Below are 19,795 nucleotides of genomic sequence, written 5' to 3'. Positions count from 1 at the left end.
CCGGCTTTACGTTGCTTGACGTAATGAAAAACGGGCAGGACGCTTGCGCGTACTGCCCGTCGGGGGCGAGGCAGTACCGGTGTGCGCACCGGACGCTGCAGCGTTTACGAGGCCGTGCGGCCGTACGTATCCTCGAAACGGACGATGTCGTCCTCGCCGAGGTACGAGCCCGACTGGACTTCGATCAGTTCGAGCGGAATCTTGCCGGGGTTCTTCAATCGGTGCGTCGTGCCGAGCGGAATGTACGTCGACTGGTTCTCCGTCAGGAGGGTTTCCTTGTCGCCGTTTGTGACCATTGCCGTGCCCTTTACGACGACCCAGTGCTCAGCGCGGTGGTGGTGCATCTGCAGGCTCAGCTGTGCGCCAGGATTCACGATGATGCGTTTGACCTGGAAGCGGTCGCCTTGATCGATGCCTTCGTAGGAGCCCCACGGTCGCACGACACGGCGGTGCGTGACCGATTCGTGGCGGCCGGAGGCATTCAGCCATTCGACGATTTTCTTGACGTCCTGGGTCTTGTCTCGATGGGCGACCAGTACGGCGTCGGCTGTTTCCACGATAACGATGTTGTCGAGGCCGAGGGCTGCAACCATCCGGTGTTCCGCGCGGATGTACGAGTTCTTCACCGCGTCCGTGAAAATGTCACCGATAAATGCGTTGCCGTGCTCGTCGGTATCCGCGATGTCCGCCAGCGCGCTCCATGACCCGATGTCGCTCCAGCCCAGATCGGTTGTTGCGATGACTGCAGCGCGTTCGGTCCTTTCCATTACGGCGTAGTCGATCGAGACATTGGGGCAGGCGGAGAATGCGTCGGCGTCGAGACGGAGAAAATCGTGGTCCTGCTTGGCGGATTCGAATGCGAGTTCTGCCTGACGGGCAATCTCCGGCGCGTGACGATGGAGTTCCTCCATGTACGTGGACGCCTTCAGCATGAACATGCCGCTGTTCCAGTAGTAGTTGCCGTCACTGAGGAAGCGCTCGGCCGTCGGCGTATCGGGTTTTTCGACAAACGCGTCCACCTTGTAGACCTGTTTGTCGTCGACGAGGGTTGGGCCTCGGCGGATGTAGCCGAAGCCGGTGTGTGCTTCGGTCGGCGTGATGCCGAATGTGACGAGATGACGATCTGCTGCAATGGCCGCCGCCTCACTCGCCGCGGCGATGAATGCCGCCTCGTTGAGGATGACGTGGTCAGATGGGAGCACCAGCAGCAGTGCATCTGGCTCGTCGCGCATGGCGCGTAGCGCGGCGATCGCGATAGCGGGCGCGGTATTCCGGCCTACCGGCTCGAGCACGATCGACAATGGTGTGATGTCGACCTGACGGAGTTGTTCCGCGACCAGAAAGCGCTGGTCGTTGTTGGTGACGATGATGGGGGCGGTGGCGCCGGGGATATGCTGAAGGCGAAGGGTAGTTTGCTGCGCGAGCGATCGCCGACCAGTTGCAGGTACTGCTTGGGATAGCCGCCACGAGACATTGGCCAGAGGCGGGTTCCGCTGCCTCCGCAGAGAATGACGGGATAAATCATGGGGGCTTCGGAAGATTTGCTCGCGTTGTGTACCTTAGCACGGTCGCGGGTACTTCCCGGGGAGCTTGTACACTTCGGCATATCAGCTGTTGCTGAGACTGTGTTTGACCAGGCGTTGACCTAAATTAGTTGCACACACGTGATGCTATCTGGCCGGTTTGATTTCACCTCGGTTGTGGGGTGGTTTGCGCCATGTGCAATCGGGGTATGAACATGGGGCGTCGGAGTACTTGTTTGCCGTGCAGAAGTTGCTGACGGAAACTATAAGATCGATGGAGTATGTTTTCGATAACGTAAAATTGTCGGCGACACGAACACATCATTCAATTCCTGCTTCTTTGAGCAAAGACAGATCGCACAAGTTGCCGCCTGTTAAACGGTGCACACCATTCTCTGGTCCGCCACACAAGATGTCGTACAGCGTTCCTGCACCAGCGCATAACTTTCAGCAGAAAGCGCAATCGATTGCCTTGAATTCTTTGCATGGGGCGGGTTGCAAGGGGGGCGAGCCTATTGATGACGGCTTCTGGTGTCGTGAACATATTGAGTGTCCAGTCCCAATAGACCGGATAGCGTAGCAGTACTCCTGCGGTGAGCATGTCCAGCGAAAGAGTTCGTTTGCGCCAGGGTTGATCGAGCACGTCGTAAGTAAGTCCCCAGCCGGCGTAGAACGGCAGTCCGTAGGTGTATACGGCTTTCCCGCGAATTAGAGCCTCGAAGCCGGACAACGACGAGAGTGTATGAATCTCGTCGGCACATTCAATCAGTGATATCAGGTCGGCCTCGAGTTCGACAACGTCGGCAAGATCACCGGCTTCGATCAAGCCTTGTCGATTGCCGGACAGGACATCGGGATGCGGTTTGTAGACTATAAAAGCATCAGGGTGACGCGTCCGCACCGCGCGAAGCAGTTCTGCCGAGGTTGTAATTCCGCAAGTGCCGAGTCGAATTGATGCATCGTCTGCGACTTGCCCTGGTACAAGTGCGATGCGTCGACCTAACGGAGCGCGCCAGTCGGGGCGACGGCGACCGAGGTTGTATTTGGTAATGCCGAGGCGAGTAATCTCGCAGCGAAGTGTATTTGCACGAACAAGCTCTGCTTCGGTAAATGTTGTCTCGTTCAGGATTTGTGTGAGATCGCTGGGGCGACTCGCATCGAAGTATAGCCCCTGTTTGTCGATTACTTGACTGTGTGGTGGGCTCATGTCCGAACCAAGGCCGGCGGAGTGCAGAAAGCCGTCTTCGATTCGAATCATGGGCCGGCCGGCGGGTAAACCGGTTGTGCAACGTGCCCCCCAGAATGCGGCGTATTCGCCTGATTGTGCGGTGGTAGGCGTGCTTATCCAACGTAGCTTGCCACCACCTGCAGTCAGATACGGAGTTGCGAATGGTCGTTTCCACCACTGGAAGCGGACGCCGGCGATTCGATCAATTTCGGCAAAGCGCAGCATGGTCGCTCGATGCATTTCGATTGACGATAGCAACGCGTCGAGCGATCCGTTTACGTGCGTGTTCGGATCAATATGCTCTGAAAGTCGGATAAAGGCTGCTTCGAATAATGTGGATAACGTTGCTTGCGAATATCTCGGGGGTTGAGGCGCGTAATCATGAGTTAGCCCCCACCCTGCGTAATAAGGTGTGCCGAAGACGTGTAGCGGGATGCCCCAAAGCAAAGCCTGTACGCCTTCCGGCGCCGCAATCGTGTAGACATGGTCGAAGTAGCGCATAGAGGCGCACAGCGAGCCATGCGCATTTACATAGCGAACCGTGGTATTAAGCGCCCGGGGGGGGGGCGTGCCGAATGCGTCGATAAATGCGATGCACCGGTATCAGCAAGCCAGAGTTCAGCTCCTGGATGCGCATTTCGTGCTGACGTGACTAGGTGTTCGAACTGCGCTTCGCTGGTTCTGCGTGATGACCGATTCAGGCGATTCTCAGCCCCTTCGCGGATGACGAGCACACGCTCGATCGATGTGGACCCGAGCAGAGCGGGGTGCGGACGTGAAACGAACTGCGCGGGATCGAAGACACATGCATCTCGAAAGCGCTCCATGGACGAGGCGATGCTCGGATGTGGCACCATGCCTCGAGTAGTTTCGAGTTCGGCGTCGATGCAGTCGATCAAGGTCTGAAAAGGTTTCGCCGACAGCGGCGTAACAAAGCGTGAAAGTGGCGGTCCCGATGGCCGGGGCATGATGCCATTCGGCCATTGATAGAGGCTGCGGGTGCCAGATGATCGTTGCCTCATTTGAACAGTGCTTCGAGGAACGGTTCGACACGCTCGAAGTGGGCTTGCCACGTCGGTCCCTTGAAACCGTCGATGCGAGCGAGTTGAGCGGCACGTTCCCGGCTGGACATCTGTGCGTACGCGACGATGCGGGCTAGCCAGCCAGGGCCGTCGAGCGGATCGACGTAGTCCGGGATATTGCCGGCGATTTCTTGAAATATGGGGAGATCGCTGGCGAGAACCGGTATGCCGAGTGCTAGCGCCTCGACGAGTGGCATGCCATATCCTTCTACGAACGACGGAAATATCAATGCGCGTGCGTGCTGGAGCCACGCATGTAGGCGCTCGTCCGAGCAGTTAGCTTCCTCAATGACGGCGCCGCGGATGGCTTTGCAGCGATCCAGCATATCGACTATGTTTTCGCATTCCCAACCACGGCGGCCGATGATGACAAGTTTCGGTGCCTCCTGACCATACGTTTCGACGAGTCGCCGCCATATGTGCAACATAAACCAGTGGTTTTTACGCGGCTCAAGCGTCCCAAGCATGACGAAGTACGGGACATCCAACGGAGGACGCGATGCAAGTGGATGTGCGATGAAACCGGGCGCAAGGTGCGCGATGGTGGTGGGAGGCAACGGCAGATCTCCAAGGCGCGCTTCGGTCCGAAGTGCCTCAAGCGTGTCCCGTGAGTTCGCGATAAGCCCATCGGCATGGCGAAGGGCCGTATGGATGCGTCGCCGATGTGCTTCGTCGGTGCCGGGGCGACAATATTCTGCGTGTGTTAGCGGTATGAGATCGTGAACCATGAATACGGAGCGGACGTTGCGGCGCTGCATGGCGCGGTAATACCGCGTGTTTTCCATTCCGTTGTGACTGGTATGAAGGACGAACGCGCGCTCGAAGCGTTCATGGTGTGAGTTGAGCATACTTCGCGCAATCAATCGATGTACCGCTGATCGACTCGGCCTACCGTTGAGAAGTAAATCGAACGCTTGTTTCGAATTTCGCTCGGAAAGTACCCTCGAGAAGCCTAGTTCGCTTACAACGGCCCGGGCCCGTGTGGAATACCGCTCCAAATAGGCAAGCCCGACACGGTCGATACCAGTGGGTGGTAAGCCGGTCGAAAGTCGGGATAGTAGCCGAGAGATATCCAGGAGAATATTTAACACGGAAGAAATATATTTGTGGTAGTTGTGTTGCTCGTGAGCTTGTGGCAAAAAAACGACTCTATCCCTAGGGTGTGGAGTTATTTTACATGCGGTCGCGCTAGTCCCCGTGCTCTCGTCGACGCCCTGGTTTGGAGCGCATCAAACCAAATTCGGACGTACCGATACCGTTCGCGCTACCTCTCAGCTGAGTGTGATTGTGCGAAAGGCGTGGTTGAGTACCACGATTGACGTGGTAGCCATGCTCGGTGATTCACGCGCACGTTCTGTCGTGCGACAATCCGCGCAGCTCTCTGAATGACTGGATTTCCATCAAATGCTAAGTGTATCCCGCGTTTCCTGGGTGGCAATTGTAGTTGGTAGCGTGATCGGCCTTGGTGCCTGTTCAAGTATTCCCTCGTCTGGTCCTAGTCGTTCCCAGGTTTCTGATGCGGCGGCGCAGGGGAGTAGGTCAGGAATTCAGATCGTCGACGTGACGGACGCCGTTGCCCGTAAACTGTACGCGGCACGCGGCCGAGCTGATTTTGCGGCAATGCTGGGTGATGACACGAGGTTTCGGCAGCAATTGGGGGTGGGCGATACAGTCGAGGTTTCCATTTGGGAGGCGCCACCAGCAACTTTGTTCGGAAGCGGGCCAGCGGAGACTGTAAACGCGAGTGGTGCACGTGTAACGACATTGCCTTCGCAGGTCATTGACGGAGATGGAAATATAAATGTGCCGTTCGCGGGTGCGGTGCAAGCGGCAGGACGGACGCCGACGCAGTTGCAGCGCGTGATTGCCGAGAGGCTCAGGAATATCGCGCACGACCCGCAAGTGCTGGTGCGCCTCGCACGCAACGAAACGTCATATGTCACGGTCGTTGGCGACGTGGCTGGCAGTACGCGCATGCAATTGAGTGCACGCGGAGAGCGCGTGCTTGATGCGCTTGCCGCCGCCGGTGGTGTTCGCCAGCCGGTCGACAAAATCACAATCCAGGTGACGCGAGGCAAAACGGTCGCGTTCATGCCGCTGCAGGCGGTGATCCGCGATCCTCGGCAAAACGTGCCGCTTCGTGCTGGCGACGTGATGACGGCACTTTATCAACCCTATAGCTTCATGGCGCTGGGGGCGACTGGTAAGAACGAGGAAATCAACTTCGAGGCGCAAGGCATCACGCTGGCTCAGGCATTGGCGCGAGCAGGCGGGTTGCAGGACTCTCGGTCCGATGCGCAGGGGGTCTTTATATTCCGACTCGAAGATGCGGCTACGCTTCAATGGCCCGATCAACCCGTTAAAATGACGGCCGACGGCAAGGTGCCAGTGGTATATAGAATCAATTTGCGTGATCCGAATTCGTTTTTTGTGGCACAGAGTTTCATGATGGACAATAAGGATTTGTTGTATGTGTCAAATGCGCCGGTTGCCGAATTGCAGAAATTCTTAAATGTCATATTTTCTGTTGCATATCCGATCGTGAATGGGGTGCAGTCGTTCAAGTGATTTTCGAGTCTGATTTCTGCGCCGCCTGTTGGGTCGTATGATGAGGTGTCGCAGAATGTAAATCTGTCGGGCGGGGTATGAGCGAGGTCGATTTGGTGAAGACAGAGGCGCTGGCATTTCTCGAATCACACTATGTGAAGAAGATTCTTTCAGTGTGGTGTGGCCGGGGATATAACCGGGAGCTGCAACTTGCTTTTGAGGCGGTTTCGTCTGATACCCTCGACCCAATAACTCCTGTGCGCTATCGCGCAATGGCATGCGCGCGGCAGTTGTTTGTTTTTGCCCTCGCTGGGCAAATCGAGCATGCGGCATCGCTTTTCAAATCTCTTCGAGATCGATTCGAGGATAAGAGATATGGGGGTTGGATATATGGTATCGATGCGCAGGGAAATCCTAGCGATCGCAGAAAGGATCTATATACGCATGCTTTCGTGATTTTCTCCACAGCAGAATACGCGCGCTTGTCAGGGGATAAAGAGGCTCTATCGATCGTGACGAATACTTCTGAATTGATTCTGCGTGAATTCAAGGTGGCGGGTGCTGATTCTTGCTTATTGAATTCATTAATGTCGGAAGATTTTTCGATAACACTCGAAGGCCCGTTGCAGAATCCAATGATGCACCTGACAGAGGCATGGCTCAAGGCAGGTGCAATCACCAAGGATCGTCTATACGATCGTCGTCTGATGGATTTGGTTCAAGCAGTCGCGGAATCGTTTGTTCACGAACCTACTGGGTGCATCGCTGAATTTCCAATCGGTGCGCCAAATAATCGGATTGAACCTGGCCATCAATTCGAGTGGTACGCATTTGCATATGAGAGTGGTCATTCGGCGTTCGAGGTATCGGGATTGCGGGGCGCTCTGACGAAAGCATTTGATTTCGCTCGGCTCAATGGTGTTGATCCGACTACATCGGGCGTATATGCGGCAATTGACAAAAACGGGCGCGTACTGGATTCGACACAGCGCATCTGGGCGCAGACGGAGTACCTGCGTGCACTGGCAGCACATGAAGTAGAGACCATCCGGGGAAGTGTGCAGCAAGTCATGGAATTTTTTCGCGCTCGATTTCTGCATGAGAAAGGGTGGTTCGAGTGCCTGTCGCGCGAGGGCGTTGTCATACGGTCGGATATGCCGTCGACGACTCCGTATCACTTGGCTACCGCTTTGTCATCTCTCGTGTCGCGTGGTGGGCCAGTCAAAGCAAGCTTCGGCGATTCAACCAACATTGGCCAGATATGAACTTGAATTTTTCGACCTCTTCGGTTTTAGTCGCCGGAGACGTGATGCTGGATCGCTATTGGTTTGGCGACACGACGCGCATTTCGCCGGAAGCGCCAGTACCGGTTGTGCATGTGTCACGTGTGCATACGACTGCGGGCGGGGCAGCGAACGTCGCCGTGAATATTGCGAATCTCGGTGCAAGAACGAGTTTGATTTCCGTCGTCGGGGCCGACGCCGCAGGTCAGGATTTGACCAATATTCTGGAAGTCTCGAATGTTAATTGCCAATTTCTTCGCGCAGACGACTTTTCTACGGTCGTGAAACTACGACTCCTTGCACGCGGGCAGCAGGTCGTTCGCGCTGATTTTGAGGAGCGTCCAGAACGCGAACTGCTGTTGCCGTTGGTAGACCTTTTCGCCGCCGAACTAGGTAATCATGCGACGGTTCTTTTTTCCGATTATGGAAAAGGTGGACTCTGTCATCTCCGAAACATGATGGAGCATGCTCTCGGCAACGATAAGATCATACTTATCGATCCGAAGGGCTCAGATTACTCGGCTTATCGCGGTGCGACGCTATTGACGCCAAATCGCGACGAATTTTCTCAGGTGGCAGGCCACTGGAGCAGCGAATCCGACTTCGAGCGAAAGGCATTCCGGATGTGTGACGAGCTTGAGCTAAAGGCATTGCTGGTAACTCGCTCGGAAGAGGGTATGAGCCTGTTTGTCGACGGGAGGCATACGAGAATAAAGGCCGAGGCCAGGGAGGTTTATGACGTTTCTGGCGCAGGCGACACGGTGATCGCAACGCTCGCTGCGGCGCTGTCGAGTGGCTATGGATTTGAGGACGCCGCATATGTAGCCAATCGAGCCGCGGGCGTTGTCGTGGGCAAGGTCGGTACGGCGCCCATTACATTGGACGAGTTGAAGTATGCGTTGACGTGAAAGCGGCGAAATGTCCTTTTCATGAATGGCGAAGCAACTGAAATGAAGTCGATCTAGGGTTCGTGTGGCTATCGAACAAAAGTACCGAACGGGTTGAATTATTGGGCGTGGACAGTTGATGAAAGTACGAGAAACGATCCCCATGACGTTACGTGAAGACGCGGCAATGCGCGTTGTACTTGCTCAGGATGTCGAGACAGACATTGGGCTTGGCGCGATCGCATACGAAAATGTGCACGCGCCCGTTTTTCATGCCTGGCTGAAACTGGGTCCCGATGACAGGGTGAGCGCGTTACGGGACCGGTACGTTTTCTATTCATATTGTTGCAGTGTTGGTACATATGTCGCGGAATTGCTTCGCCATGATTTTGCCGAAGGCAATTTATTTGTATCGGATGTGTTGCACAATATATCACTTCTCGTTGAGGCTCGGATTTCGTTTACGGAAGAGTGGTTCAAGGGGATTGAAAAGTTGGTTGACGAGCTAACTGGTCTGAATTTTTTACCGGAGGCAAGAGCGCTCGTTGCGGTGGGCATGAGAACTGGCGTCAGGAAATTCCCCAGATTGATGCAGTCGCTATCGGTACATGCCGCCTATCTCGACGCACTAGCAGGGCGTGTTGATCATGCTTGTCAGGTTGCTCTGCGATTGATTCAGCGGCCTTATTTGCTGCCAAGCAGAAAGGAGCTCCCTGCTTTTTGCCATCGGTTAGTTTACGTTCTTGCGGCAGGTAATCGATTGAGGGAGTATCGCCTCGTCTTGTGGACCGGACTGGCCTTACGCCATACGAGCGGTGCCTTGCGAGATTCATTTGCCGCTCAAATTGCAAAAACTTATCGCGGTGTATTTCGTGCACTTGTATTAAATGGTGATGTTCCACTCAAATATAGAGTGATAATTTTGCCATCTTATATTGCCAATGTTATATCGAGCGTTCCTCCTCTGAGATCAATCGGGTTGCATAAGCCATTTCGTTTGCTCGGAACCATGGTGTCGTATCTATCAGACCGATTCTTGATCAAGAAGGGAGAGTTGTTTCGTAGCGCAAACAGGGCACCAGAGAGATCTGTCGCTCGTAAGCAGTCGACTGGCGTGCGTTTGAAGGAGCGCCGTATTCTAGTGACTCGAGCGATGGGAGGTATTGGCGATCTGTTGATGATGACGCCAGGTCTTCTTGCAATGAAAAAGAAGTACCCCAATGCAGCTGTCGATTTTGCAGTCCCTAAGTCATTTCATGCGATTCTCGCCGACCTGCCTGGCATTCGTTTACTTGATATCGACGAGGAGTCAATCGAGATTCATAAATACAAGCGTTGGATTAATCTGACGGATTGCCCTGCTGGTAAGGTAGAGTCTCGCCAGTATCCGAACGTGCGCCAGAATAGAATCGAAATATTTGCCCGGTCGATGGGGGTCTCGAAGCTCAATCTGCGGCGAACGACAGGCTTTTTGCCTTTTTACCGCGTCCAGGATGACGAGCGAGAGTGGGCGATTAAATATTTGCAGAAGGTCAATCCGGAAGGGTTGCCAGTCATCGGTGTTCAGCCGTTTGCTGCAGACAGCTATCGAAATTGGCCATACATGGAGAAGCTCGTCGAGGAGCTTTCCAAGAAGTATTGCGTACTGGTTTTTCACCATGAACCATTGGCCGGCTATCAATTCAACAATGTAATAAAAGTTGTAGAGCCGTTGAGAAATGGTATTGCGCTGGCGAATTTGTGTGAAAGATTGATTGTGCTCGATTCGTCTTTTCTGCATATTGCCGCGGCATTGAAAATACCAACTATTGCGGTATTCGGCGCAATTAGCGGTAGATTGAGAACAAAAGATTATCCTAATATTCAGCTGTTAGCGCCTAGTAAGAAGGAATTTCCTTGTTATCCATGCTGGCGGCATGAACATAAGCCATGTCATTTGACTAATGGGCGTGAGAGTATTTGCTTGCGATCTATTTCGGTTGATAGCGTTGTTTCAGGACTTGATAAGAATTTGACGCAATGGCACGACACGCCATCAATCGGCAACAAGATCATCACGTGGATGCGTTATGGCGGCGAGTAATTTGTCAAGCATGGGTAAAATTTTTTATCATCATATTCCCAAGACAGGCGGCCAGACGCTCACGATGCGCGTTGCGTCTGCGTTTCCGCTGGAACGATCGAGTTTCTTGGCCGGCGATCTCACTTTTCCCGAGGGAGTAGATCGGTTGCGTGAATTGTTGCAAGGCAAGGATTTCATTGAAGCCCACGTCAATGGTCCTGTCCTGAAAGACTTCAACGACCTTGAAATCCTGGTGACGGTTCGAGAGCCGATTAATCAGATTGTGTCGCAATACCTTCACGTTCTCAGGGAACCGGCAAGTAATCTTCATCGAGCTGCTCATCTACTTCCGCCGCACAAATTTTTTGATGAACACTGGGATTTGTTTAGTAATTCTCAGGCTCGTTATTTCATATCCGCTTTTTTGGATGGGTCGATCGATTATGAAAACACCATGGAAATGGCGGGCCATGTAATCAAGTGCATGGGTCGCGTGAAGTGGTGTGTGCCAACGGAAGAGATCGATGAGTTCTGCTTTCTATGGCAGATCGAATCTGGTCGAGCGATGATGCATCAGAATGCTCGTGTCAACGTTGCAATGGCTGATGGTAACGAGAAAAAGGCGTTGGCCGAAATTGTTTCTAGCATGCCGGAACTTTATTCGGTTGATTTACTCCTGTGGCAATCGGTTCGCGAGCATTTTATAAGCTACAAGCGTAGGCTGTTAAGTAAAATTCAATCGAATCAATTTCCCGATAATTGGGCGCGTGTTTGGTCGAATGGGAATAATGGTATATGGCTGGGGCATGGCTGGCATCAACCATATTTTACAGATGCGGGTGTTGAATATTGGGCTGGCCCGCAGAAAACCTCGGAAGTAAGATTTTTCAGGGCGCCGGAGCAGTGTTGGCTTATTTTCTCGATACTCGTTTATCACATGGTGCGTGAGGACGAAATTATGGTCGTGTCGAAAGACGGGGCGGTGTTGCCAATCTTTCGACGACGACTGAATGACGGCCGTTCGGCGTATATCGTCGATCTGCATGGATTGCCGGATCACGACACTATTTACGTGAAGGTCCCCGGGGTCTGGTCACCTGCTATGGTCGATCCTGTCCTTTTCGATACGGTTCGCCGGAGTGTTGCCACTACGAAATGGGCGCTGGCTACCGGGACTCTCGAGGATGTACCGCTGGTTTGAGTTTTTTGTGTCCGGAATACTGTTGAACAATACTTGGTGCCGTTCTCGGTTTTCTTTGATGTGATTTCATATCAGTGAGAGCGGTTTGTAGTGTGGCCCAATTTTTTGTATATCGGAGAATGTAAATGGCATCGAACGAATGGGAGAAGGGGATTGAGAGAAAGCTGGATCGTATTATTAATGATATCCAGTTTGTAAAAAACAGAGTTGGAAATTATCTTGGGGGAAAGGAAGCGCTGACCTATTTGATTGATGAGACGCCGATTTTTGTAAATACAGATGACATTGGGTGTCCAATCAATTTTTTGAATGGCGGTGCCTACGAGGAAGATAATTTCCAGGTGTTTTTGTCGTTCAGAAGGGCTAAATCGGTATTTTTGGATATTGGTGCAAATCTCGGATTTTATTCGCTGCGCCTTGGTACATATTTGCGCAACGGAAAAATCCATAGTTTTGAGCCGATTGCGCGCATTAGAAACCTGTTTTTGCGTTCCGTGTTTCTGAATGGCTATACTGGGTTGATTACCGTTCACTCTTGTGCCGTCTCGGATAATGATGGCGAGGCTTTTTTGTCCATTCCGGATGGTCATGCCGGCGGCGCATCGTTGGAAAATGTGTCCAGTGAACGGCGTGGCGAAAAAATTCTGACGCGGCGCTTGGATCAGTTGATGCCCGGTGATTTTGTGTGCGACATGGTCAAGCTGGATGTGGAGGGCCATGAGTTGCATGCCTTGTATGGAATGCGCGAGATTGTGCGTCGTTCACCTGAATGCGTCGTTATTTTTGAAAAGCTTGAAAACGATAGCGGTGTTGAGTCGGGGTTGCTGGAGTATGCGGAAACCGTAGGTTGGGGGGTGTACGCAATCAACGGCATATCGCTTTCTCGTGTATCGCTGCCGGAATTTAAGTCGGCACGTGGATATTTTATTGCGGCACTACCGGCACACGTCGAGAAAGATGGGTTGGTTCGAAATTTCTTTGACATCTATCCTACAGATTTCAATCCTGTTCAGGCGAAGGTGACCGATGGTGTGATGTTGACTGACAAGACGGAGTCGGTCGGACATGTCGCTTTCCATGGCCCATACTGGTTCCTTCCGCGTGGTGGATATCGTGTCGTGATAGAAGGCGAGCTGGCTGGCCTTTTTCAAGTAGACGTAAGCGAACGATTCGGTTACAAAGTTGCCGAGCTACAGCTTAAAGAGGGTGAGACTACGTTTGAGTTCATAGCACATCGAGACCTGCACGCATTTGAATTTGTGTTTCGACCATTGACCGATTCGTCGCAGGTTTCTGTGAAAAAGGTGCGAGTCGTAAGGATCTAGCAGTATCGAGCGCTAATGGGTGGTGGAGTGTACGCCACCACCCTGCTTTTGATCTGGGCGAATTCGTTATATTTTATTGATAATATTCGCGCAATTGAATGCTTTGTTCTTGATGTCGATATTAATTATGTTCCCGTGGCCTTTCGTAATAGTTATACGCTGATTCGACGTCGGGGAAAAAGCGAAGACGACCAGCATCTAACACATAAGCACGCGAGCAATGCTCTCGAATCATATGCGGATCATGAGACACCATGATTTTCGCACGATCAGCACGTTTTTCGAAAAGCTCTACGTGACATTTTCTATGGAAATCTGAGTCACCCACTGCAATGACTTCGTCGATCAGGAAGCAATCAAACTCGACAGCCATCGACATCGCAAACGCCAGTTTCGCTCGCATCCCGCTCGAGTAGCGCTTGACTGGTTCACGCAGATATTTTCCGAGTTCCGTGAACTCTTCGACAAAGGGGAGGGCAGCCTTGTACGAAGTGTTGTAAACGCGACAAATGAATCTCAAGTTGTCCAGTCCAGTGAGGCTTCCCTGGAAGCCGCCTGAGAATGCCAGCGGCCAAGAGACGCTCATCCCTCGCCTGATCGCGCCGGACGTTGGCAGTTCTGTGCCGCTGATAAGCCGGATCAGCGTGGATTTGCCTGCGCCGTTCTTTCCAAGAATGCCAACATGCTCACCACGTTGGATCGTACAGCTGATGTCATCCAGAACCGTGCGTCTGCCGTCCCGCACCTCGTATTTCTTGATGACGTTGAGAAGTTCGATCATTGCGCTGTTTCTACCCGTTTGGATGCACCACGGACAATCAATAATCCGAGCCAGGTCAGGATCAGGCAAACAGCGCAGGTATAGGGAATGTTGTAGTACGGAGTGACATCATCGCCGAAATAACCGTATCGAAACAGCTCGGTGCAACTCGACGCCGGGAATAGCAAGACTACGTCGCGCAGACTTGGCGGCAGAACGCTCGTCATGACAAATGCGCCCGATACCGGAAGCTGGAAGTAAGAAATCGGGTGCCATAGGCGCTCTACGATTTCGCTGTATTCGGTCAGTCCGCCAATGACGAGCCCCATGGCCGCGGTATACCAGCCGAGTAACGCCCAACCGAATAGCATCGTCAGGATATCCGCGGGCGGAGGAATGACACCGACTGCAATGAGTGCTACGAGCAATGCGGCTGTTGATAGTGTGACGCCGGCGATTTCGAGTACGATTCGCGCGATGAAAAGATCGATGACGCGTACGTTGCGATGAAACAGAAGTGACGCATTTGGGGTGATGGCCAGCGCGCATCGCCCAATCCCGTTTCGCCAGACAAGTACCGTTGAATAGCTGGTGATGGCGAATGCAACGATACTGATGTGCTGCGAAGAGGGGTTTTTGTGCACGATGCTCCAAAGCCCGATCACGCCGATTGTGAATAGCATCGGTTCGGCAAACAACCAAGCGAAGCCAATATTGTGCCTACCATAACGCGTAATTATTTCGCGCATGATCAGGGCGTGAACCACGCGCGCTTGTATGTACAAAGATCGTACGAGGGATGTGGTCATGGATGCACTCATGCCATCAATCTTGGTGCTCACGGATGCTGGCGATCAGTAGCGTGAGAACGCCCCAGAGGATCAGACCAACGCAAAAAGTTGCTACGATGCCACGCAGCCGTTTCGGTTCGGTCGCTGCGTCAGGTGCGTTTGGTTGCACCAACACTTCCAGGTAAAGCTGTTTTTTCTCGGCCTCGGCGCGGGCATTGTCGAGCGCAGCCATCGTTGCGGCGAGCTGTTTGTCAGCGAGCTGCGCGTCAAGCTCGATTCGGGCGTACTGGCTGGCTTTTTGCGACAGAGAATTTGTTTGACCCGTTACATTACCAGTCGCAACTTCGATTTGTTTCTTGATCGTTTCGATATACGACTTTAACGCAGGTATCTGAGGATTTTGTGGTGACACAGCTTGCAGCTGTCCGAGTTGCGACTGAGCTGAGAATAATTGAGTCTGTAGCGCCGTGACCTGTTGCAACTGTAGTGCGGACTGCTTTTCCGGATCGAATACGGTGTGGGTGTTCCGGTATTTCGCAAGTTCCGTCGCGGCATTCCGGGCATTCTCTGCCGCAATGTCGACTTGTCGCTGTGAAAACTGAATCGTGTCGTCTGCGGCCCGTGCATTCAATCGATTGATCAGACGCTCACTGATTTCGATCAAAGTCTTGTTGATGCGAGCGGCGTCCTCCGCTGTATAGGCCCTTGCTTGGAGTGTGGTAATGGACGAGACTGGATCGAGTTTGACTTTCACAACGCTCCGCGAATAATACTTCCAGAGGGATTCGAAGCTATTCCCGAATGAAGTATGAAAGCGGCTGATAAAATCCCCTTGATTGGCGTAAGAATTCAGGATGTAATTTCCTTCATTCAATTTCTTCAATGCATCTCGTGATTGAATGTAATCAATAACTGAGTATGTATTGTCCTCTGAACGGGATATCCCACTGCCTTCAAGAAGTGCACCAACCACGCTCAGTTTTGGTTGAGCTTGCGCGCTTCTGACGATAAATCTCGATTCAGAAACGTAAACGTCGGACGCCACGAGTCCGTAATAAAGGAAAGCAAGAAAGGTTGGAACAATGACGGTCAGTGCGAAGAGGCGGTTGATGCCCTTGAGTCTAGTCAGCAGATTCTGTGGCGTTTTGGCGGGTATGGTGGTCATGCTGCTCGATACATTGTTCAGGTTGCGTTCCAAGCCATCGAATGCCTTACGTCAAGATCGACTTGGCCGGGTCGAATTGTCGGCGTGAAGATCTATCAGGTGACGATCACCCCGAAAAATAGAGAGCCGTCAGCGTAGGGGCCGACAGCGTTGTTTTGACGCGGCGAGCTCGTTTGCTCGCGACCACTTGTAGCGCCTGCTTTTAGCACGATCCGCGTCGGCGATTATAGCTTGTCGATATTGCAGGTGATGCGTTTATTTCTTCCAGGTACATTCTTTGTTGCACCCCATATGCTTGCCGGAAGCGATGAGATAAGCTTTCGGCTCTCAAGACCGGCTCCCCATGCGTTCTCGAAGATGGCGAGCGTGGCGTTCCGCTATAAAACACGGGCTAAGACCTCCGTGCCCTCTGGATATTATTTATGCGTCGCTCCTTCCTTGCGTTGCAAGGTACCGCCTCTCCGTTCTTCAGTCGACTGGCCGACGCACTGCGAGCTCAGGGGGACTGCGTCCGTAGAGTCAACTTTTGTGGCGGCGATGTGGCGTACGGCGATGACGAAGGAGCCTGGAGCTATCGCGACAAGCCGGAACTGCTATCAGCATGGTATGGCGACATCATGGAGGCGGAAGGTTACACGGATGTGCTCCTCTTTGGCGATTGCCGCGCGATTCATCGTCCGGTGCATGCGGCTGCGTCGGACCGAGGATTGCGGGTGCATGTATTCGAAGAGGGGTATGTTCGCCCGCACTGGATCACGTTCGAGCGTCACGGTGTCAACGGTCGTTCACTTCTCCCGAGAGATCCCCAGTGGTATCTCAATGAGCGGCCGCGCCTGCCGGCTGTTCCGCCCAGCATCCCCACGGGCTATAACCTGTATGAACGGGCCTATCACGACATTCGGTACCGTCTTGCAAACGCTCTTCACACTCGACGTTTCCCGCACTATCACAGTCATCGTCCCAAGAACGGTTTCGAGGAATACGCTGGTCTCGCGTACCGCATGGCACGGCAGCGCCTGTACGAACGGGAAGCGACGCGGGTGACGAGCGATCTGCTCGAACGCAGACGTTCTTACTATCTGTTCCCGTTGCAGCTTAATTCCGATACCCAGATAGTCGTCCACTCGCCGTTCGAGGGTGTCTGCGAGGCGATTTCGGTTGTTCTCAACTCGTTTGCCCGGCATGCGCCAGGAGACGCCTGGCTTGTCATCAAGAATCACCCTCTAGATACGGGCTTGATTGCGTATCGGCGTTTCGCGGAAGTGCTGGCAAGAAAATTGGGTGTCGCGAATCGCTTGCGCTTCATTGATGCCGGCCATCTCCCAACCTTGCTCGACAATTCCAGAGGGGTAATCGTCGTAAATAGTACGGTTGGCCTGTCAGCGCTGCATCATGGGCGAGCGCTGATGGTGCTGGGCGCGGCGATCTATGCGATGCCGGGATTGACGTGGCAGGGGCGTCTGGACGATTTTTGGACGCTCGCGGAAGGGCCGGATATGTATCTCTATCGCGCTTTTCTGGACTATGTGATCCATAGAACCCAAATCAATGGCGACTTTTATACGCGAACCGGCATCGAGATGGCGATTTCCGGTGCGGTTGCTCGCCTACAGGGTGCAAATGATTGACTCTGCGCCTCGTCATGTTGTCATTACCGGTGCAAGCGCCGGCATAGGACGCGCCCTTGCGATGGCGTACGCGCAACCGGGTGTCGTGCTCGGCATCGTCGGTCGGAATGACGTGCAACTCGAAGCGACCGCAACAGCATGCCGTGTGCGCGGCGCGCAAGTCATCGTCGGCGCGATCGACGTACGGGAGTCTGGTTCGATTTGCGCGTGGCTATATGACTTCGACGATCAATATCCGATCGATCTTCTCATCGCCAACGCCGGTATCGCGAGCACGCTTTCTTCTGCCTCCGATTGGGAAAACCTTGACCGCACCACCACCGTCGTCGACACGAACTTCTACGGCGCAATCCACACGGTCCTTCCCGTGATCGACCGCATGCGCGTGCGCAGGCATGGTCACATCGCGATGGTCGCGTCCATTGCCGCCCTTCGTGGAATGGCAATTTCCCCGGCTTACTGCGCGAGCAAATCCGCGATCAAGGCCTATGCCGACTCCGTCCGTTCGCTGCTCAAGCGTGATGGGGTCCGCATGTCCGTGATTCTCCCGGGTTTCGTCAAAACATCGATGAGTGATGTTTTTCCAGGCGATAAGCCTTTCATGTGGACCGCAGACCGGGCCGCTGCCTATATTCGCCGCAAACTCGACGCAAGGCGCGCGGAAATAGCGTTTCCTGGCTTGCTTGCTTTCGGCATGCGCATCTTGGCCTTGCTGCCCATCACCCTGGCCGATGCGATCCTCGACAAGCTTTCATATCTGCCCGGCAAGGAAGACCCAAATTGACTGGCACGATCTGGCTCGCGTTTGTCGCGGCAGCCGGTGTATCGTTCCTACCGGACCGGCTCGCCGTCCCGAGCGTACAGTTGCGGCGTCGCCCCGACGCATTGCTTTTGCATATGCTTGCGGTCGTGTTCGTCGCGTCGCTGATGTTGCTTGTCACTGCACGTCCGATCTTCTCTTCGTTTGTCGCTGTCGCGCTGGTCGGGCTCGTCGCGGTTGTTAGTAACGCTAAATACGAATCCCTTCGCGAGCCGTTCGTTTTCACCGATCTCAGCCTGTTCAGTCAACTGTTCACGCATCCAAGGCTCTATCTGCCATTCTTGACCACGGGTAAGGTCGTCGCAATTGGGGCGGGCATCGTACTCGTTATGGCCGGCTATCTTGCCGAGGCGCCTGTTATGCCACGTCCGACAGTCGCGGCGTTGGTCATCCTCGTGTTGACATTCTTGCTGGCTCGATACATTGCGGCACACCTGCCTTTGGGACTTGACGCGGATGAGGATCAACGTCGTCACGGTTTTTTCGCAGTCTTCATCGCATACTTGCTGAACGGTATGCGCGCAGCGACGTTCGAAGCGTTCCGGCGTGTGACCGAAGCAGGGCCGTTCGCAAATGGCACGCCAGGGCGGGGCCCGGACGTCATCATCATTCAGAGTGAATCGCTGTTTGACGTGCGGCGTATTTCGCAGGCGATTGCGCCCACCGTACTCCGCCACTTGGATCTGGCGAGGAGTGAAGCGATTTATTACGGCGAGCTTTCAGTTCCGGCGTGGGGCGCAAACACAATGCGCACCGAATTCGCGATGCTGACCGGCTTGCCGTCCGAGCAACTCGGTTATGCACGCTTTTATCCGTACGCATTCGTGCGCCGCGCGTGCACCTCGATCGCCGACTGCTTCAGGCGTGGCGGGTATGGCACGGTGGCGATTCACCCGTATTACGCTGATTTCTTTGGCCGTAATCGCGCCTTTCCATTACTCGGATTCAACACGTTCCTCGACATCGAGCATTTTGTCGGGGCGTCGCACGCCGGTCCGTATATCTCCGACGCAGCCGTTCTGGATGCGGTGATTGCTGCGCTGGAAGCCAAGCGGGATGAGCCGCGTTTCATCTTTGCGATGACGATGGAAAACCACGGCCCGCTACACCTTGAGCAGGTTTTGCCTGGTGAGTCGTCTTCACGGCATACTCTCGGCGAGGACGCATCCTGGCGCGATCTGACCGCATATCTACGGCACATTGAAAATGCAGACGCAATGATCGGGCGCCTGCTGGATTATTTGCGCGCCAGCAATCGTGAAACGGTCGTTTGTTTTTACGGCGATCACGTTCCCGCTCTGCCTCATGTATTCCAAAAACTGGGCGTTTCTCCACAATGCAGTGACTACTTCATCTGGAAGAATTACGGCATAGTTTCGTCAGAATGCAGGCATTTGGCTGCCGAAGAGCTAGGCGTGGCACTGCTGCACGTGGTGCAAGAGGGTGAAAATCGCGCGGAGCAACCGCACGCATCCGAGAAAGCGACATAAAAG

General features: G+C 53.7%; 15 protein-coding genes. 9 read left to right on the top strand and 6 right to left on the bottom strand.

From position 1 onward, the window contains the following. Positions 1 to 104 precede the first annotated feature (104 nt). From VL15_RS02385 to VL15_RS02380, 3 genes are all read right to left on the bottom strand, one after another. Positions 105 to 1,481: a mannose-1-phosphate guanylyltransferase/mannose-6-phosphate isomerase gene (locus tag VL15_RS02385; protein WP_230684309.1), complete on the bottom strand. Its 1,377-nt coding sequence runs from the start codon at positions 1,479 to 1,481 to the stop codon at positions 105 to 107. Between the two features lie 367 nt (positions 1,482 to 1,848). Continuing rightward, positions 1,849 to 3,252 carry a capsular biosynthesis protein gene (locus VL15_RS39460; protein ID WP_329955926.1) on the bottom strand — a complete coding sequence of 468 codons (1,404 nt, stop codon included), beginning with the start codon at positions 3,250 to 3,252 and terminating at the stop codon, positions 1,849 to 1,851. Positions 3,253 to 3,769: 517 nt separating this feature from the next. Further along, complete coding sequence (locus tag VL15_RS02380; protein WP_080970682.1) at positions 3,770 to 4,924, bottom strand: glycosyltransferase family 4 protein; 1,155 nt, start codon at positions 4,922 to 4,924, stop codon at positions 3,770 to 3,772. Between the two features lie 313 nt (positions 4,925 to 5,237). On the opposite strand from VL15_RS02380, the gene VL15_RS02375 reads away from it, so the two are divergent. From VL15_RS02375 to VL15_RS39445, 6 genes are all read left to right on the top strand, one after another. After that, positions 5,238 to 6,401 (top strand): polysaccharide biosynthesis/export family protein, encoded by a 1,164-nt coding sequence (locus VL15_RS02375; protein ID WP_048242912.1) that lies wholly within the window; start codon positions 5,238 to 5,240, stop codon positions 6,399 to 6,401. 77 nt (positions 6,402 to 6,478) lie between these two features. Next, on the top strand, positions 6,479 to 7,645 hold the full coding sequence (locus VL15_RS39455; protein ID WP_080970681.1) for an AGE family epimerase/isomerase: 1,167 nt from the start codon (positions 6,479 to 6,481) through the stop codon (positions 7,643 to 7,645). Then, positions 7,642 to 8,571: a D-glycero-beta-D-manno-heptose-7-phosphate kinase gene (rfaE1, locus tag VL15_RS39450; protein ID WP_048242952.1), complete on the top strand. Its 930-nt coding sequence runs from the start codon at positions 7,642 to 7,644 to the stop codon at positions 8,569 to 8,571. The genes VL15_RS39455 and rfaE1 overlap by 4 nt, the downstream gene beginning before the upstream one ends. A 118-nt stretch (positions 8,572 to 8,689) precedes the next feature. After that, positions 8,690 to 10,633, top strand: coding sequence for a glycosyltransferase family 9 protein (locus VL15_RS41670; RefSeq protein ID WP_155420101.1), 1,944 nt, complete (start codon positions 8,690 to 8,692; stop codon positions 10,631 to 10,633). Continuing rightward, entirely contained in the window at positions 10,620 to 11,813 is a 1,194-nt protein-coding gene (locus VL15_RS41665; protein ID WP_155420100.1) for a hypothetical protein, read from the top strand. The genes VL15_RS41670 and VL15_RS41665 overlap by 14 nt, the downstream gene beginning before the upstream one ends. Positions 11,814 to 11,938: 125 nt before the next feature. Continuing rightward, entirely contained in the window at positions 11,939 to 13,138 is a 1,200-nt protein-coding gene (locus VL15_RS39445) for an FkbM family methyltransferase (RefSeq protein ID WP_080970680.1), read from the top strand. 121 nt (positions 13,139 to 13,259) lie between these two features. On the opposite strand, the gene VL15_RS02350 is transcribed toward VL15_RS39445, so the two are convergent. From VL15_RS02350 to VL15_RS02340, 3 genes are read right to left on the bottom strand one after another with little or no spacing between them, the layout of a single operon-like run. Continuing rightward, complete coding sequence (locus tag VL15_RS02350; RefSeq protein WP_048242908.1) at positions 13,260 to 13,919, bottom strand: ABC transporter ATP-binding protein; 660 nt, start codon at positions 13,917 to 13,919, stop codon at positions 13,260 to 13,262. Then, on the bottom strand, positions 13,916 to 14,707 hold the full coding sequence (locus VL15_RS02345; protein ID WP_048242907.1) for an ABC transporter permease: 792 nt from the start codon (positions 14,705 to 14,707) through the stop codon (positions 13,916 to 13,918). Before VL15_RS02345 ends, VL15_RS02350 begins: the two co-directional genes overlap by 4 nt. A 16-nt stretch (positions 14,708 to 14,723) precedes the next feature. Next, positions 14,724 to 15,854, bottom strand: coding sequence for a hypothetical protein (locus VL15_RS02340; RefSeq protein WP_155420099.1), 1,131 nt, complete (start codon positions 15,852 to 15,854; stop codon positions 14,724 to 14,726). A gap of 422 nt (positions 15,855 to 16,276) precedes the next feature. Here VL15_RS02340 and VL15_RS02335 point away from each other — a divergent pair, with 422 nt between their 5' ends. From VL15_RS02335 to VL15_RS02325, 3 genes are read left to right on the top strand one after another with little or no spacing between them, the layout of a single operon-like run. Continuing rightward, positions 16,277 to 17,482: a capsule biosynthesis protein gene (locus VL15_RS02335; protein ID WP_048242906.1), complete on the top strand. Its 1,206-nt coding sequence runs from the start codon at positions 16,277 to 16,279 to the stop codon at positions 17,480 to 17,482. Beyond that, on the top strand, positions 17,475 to 18,266 hold the full coding sequence (locus tag VL15_RS02330) for an SDR family NAD(P)-dependent oxidoreductase (protein ID WP_048242950.1): 792 nt from the start codon (positions 17,475 to 17,477) through the stop codon (positions 18,264 to 18,266). The genes VL15_RS02335 and VL15_RS02330 overlap by 8 nt, the downstream gene beginning before the upstream one ends. After that, complete coding sequence (locus VL15_RS02325) at positions 18,263 to 19,792, top strand: LTA synthase family protein (protein ID WP_048242905.1); 1,530 nt, start codon at positions 18,263 to 18,265, stop codon at positions 19,790 to 19,792. Before VL15_RS02330 ends, VL15_RS02325 begins: the two co-directional genes overlap by 4 nt. The last annotated feature ends 3 nt before the right edge of the window (positions 19,793 to 19,795 follow it).

This window comes from Burkholderia cepacia (assembly GCF_001039005.1).
Taxonomy (GTDB): domain Bacteria; phylum Pseudomonadota; class Gammaproteobacteria; order Burkholderiales; family Burkholderiaceae; genus Burkholderia; species Burkholderia theae.
This window is presented reverse-complemented; position numbering and strand designations above follow the sequence as displayed.

What these genes read in the sequence shown, in the direction of transcription:
- VL15_RS39460 (WP_329955926.1), bottom strand. Translation starts at nt 3,252, where the DNA reads ATGCGCTACTTCGACCATGTCTACACGATTGCGGCGCCGGAAGGCGTA.
- VL15_RS02375 (WP_048242912.1), top strand. Translation starts at nt 5,238, where the DNA reads ATGCTAAGTGTATCCCGCGTTTCCTGGGTGGCAATTGTAGTTGGTAGC.
- VL15_RS39455 (WP_080970681.1), top strand. Translation starts at nt 6,479, where the DNA reads ATGAGCGAGGTCGATTTGGTGAAGACAGAGGCGCTGGCATTTCTCGAA.
- rfaE1 (WP_048242952.1), top strand. Translation starts at nt 7,642, where the DNA reads ATGAACTTGAATTTTTCGACCTCTTCGGTTTTAGTCGCCGGAGACGTG.
- VL15_RS41670 (WP_155420101.1), top strand. Translation starts at nt 8,690, where the DNA reads ATGAAAGTACGAGAAACGATCCCCATGACGTTACGTGAAGACGCGGCA.
- VL15_RS41665 (WP_155420100.1), top strand. Translation starts at nt 10,620, where the DNA reads ATGGCGGCGAGTAATTTGTCAAGCATGGGTAAAATTTTTTATCATCAT.
- VL15_RS39445 (WP_080970680.1), top strand. Translation starts at nt 11,939, where the DNA reads ATGGCATCGAACGAATGGGAGAAGGGGATTGAGAGAAAGCTGGATCGT.
- VL15_RS02350 (WP_048242908.1), bottom strand. Translation starts at nt 13,919, where the DNA reads ATGATCGAACTTCTCAACGTCATCAAGAAATACGAGGTGCGGGACGGC.
- VL15_RS02345 (WP_048242907.1), bottom strand. Translation starts at nt 14,707, where the DNA reads ATGACCACATCCCTCGTACGATCTTTGTACATACAAGCGCGCGTGGTT.
- VL15_RS02340 (WP_155420099.1), bottom strand. Translation starts at nt 15,854, where the DNA reads ATGACCACCATACCCGCCAAAACGCCACAGAATCTGCTGACTAGACTC.
- VL15_RS02335 (WP_048242906.1), top strand. Translation starts at nt 16,277, where the DNA reads ATGCGTCGCTCCTTCCTTGCGTTGCAAGGTACCGCCTCTCCGTTCTTC.
- VL15_RS02330 (WP_048242950.1), top strand. Translation starts at nt 17,475, where the DNA reads ATGATTGACTCTGCGCCTCGTCATGTTGTCATTACCGGTGCAAGCGCC.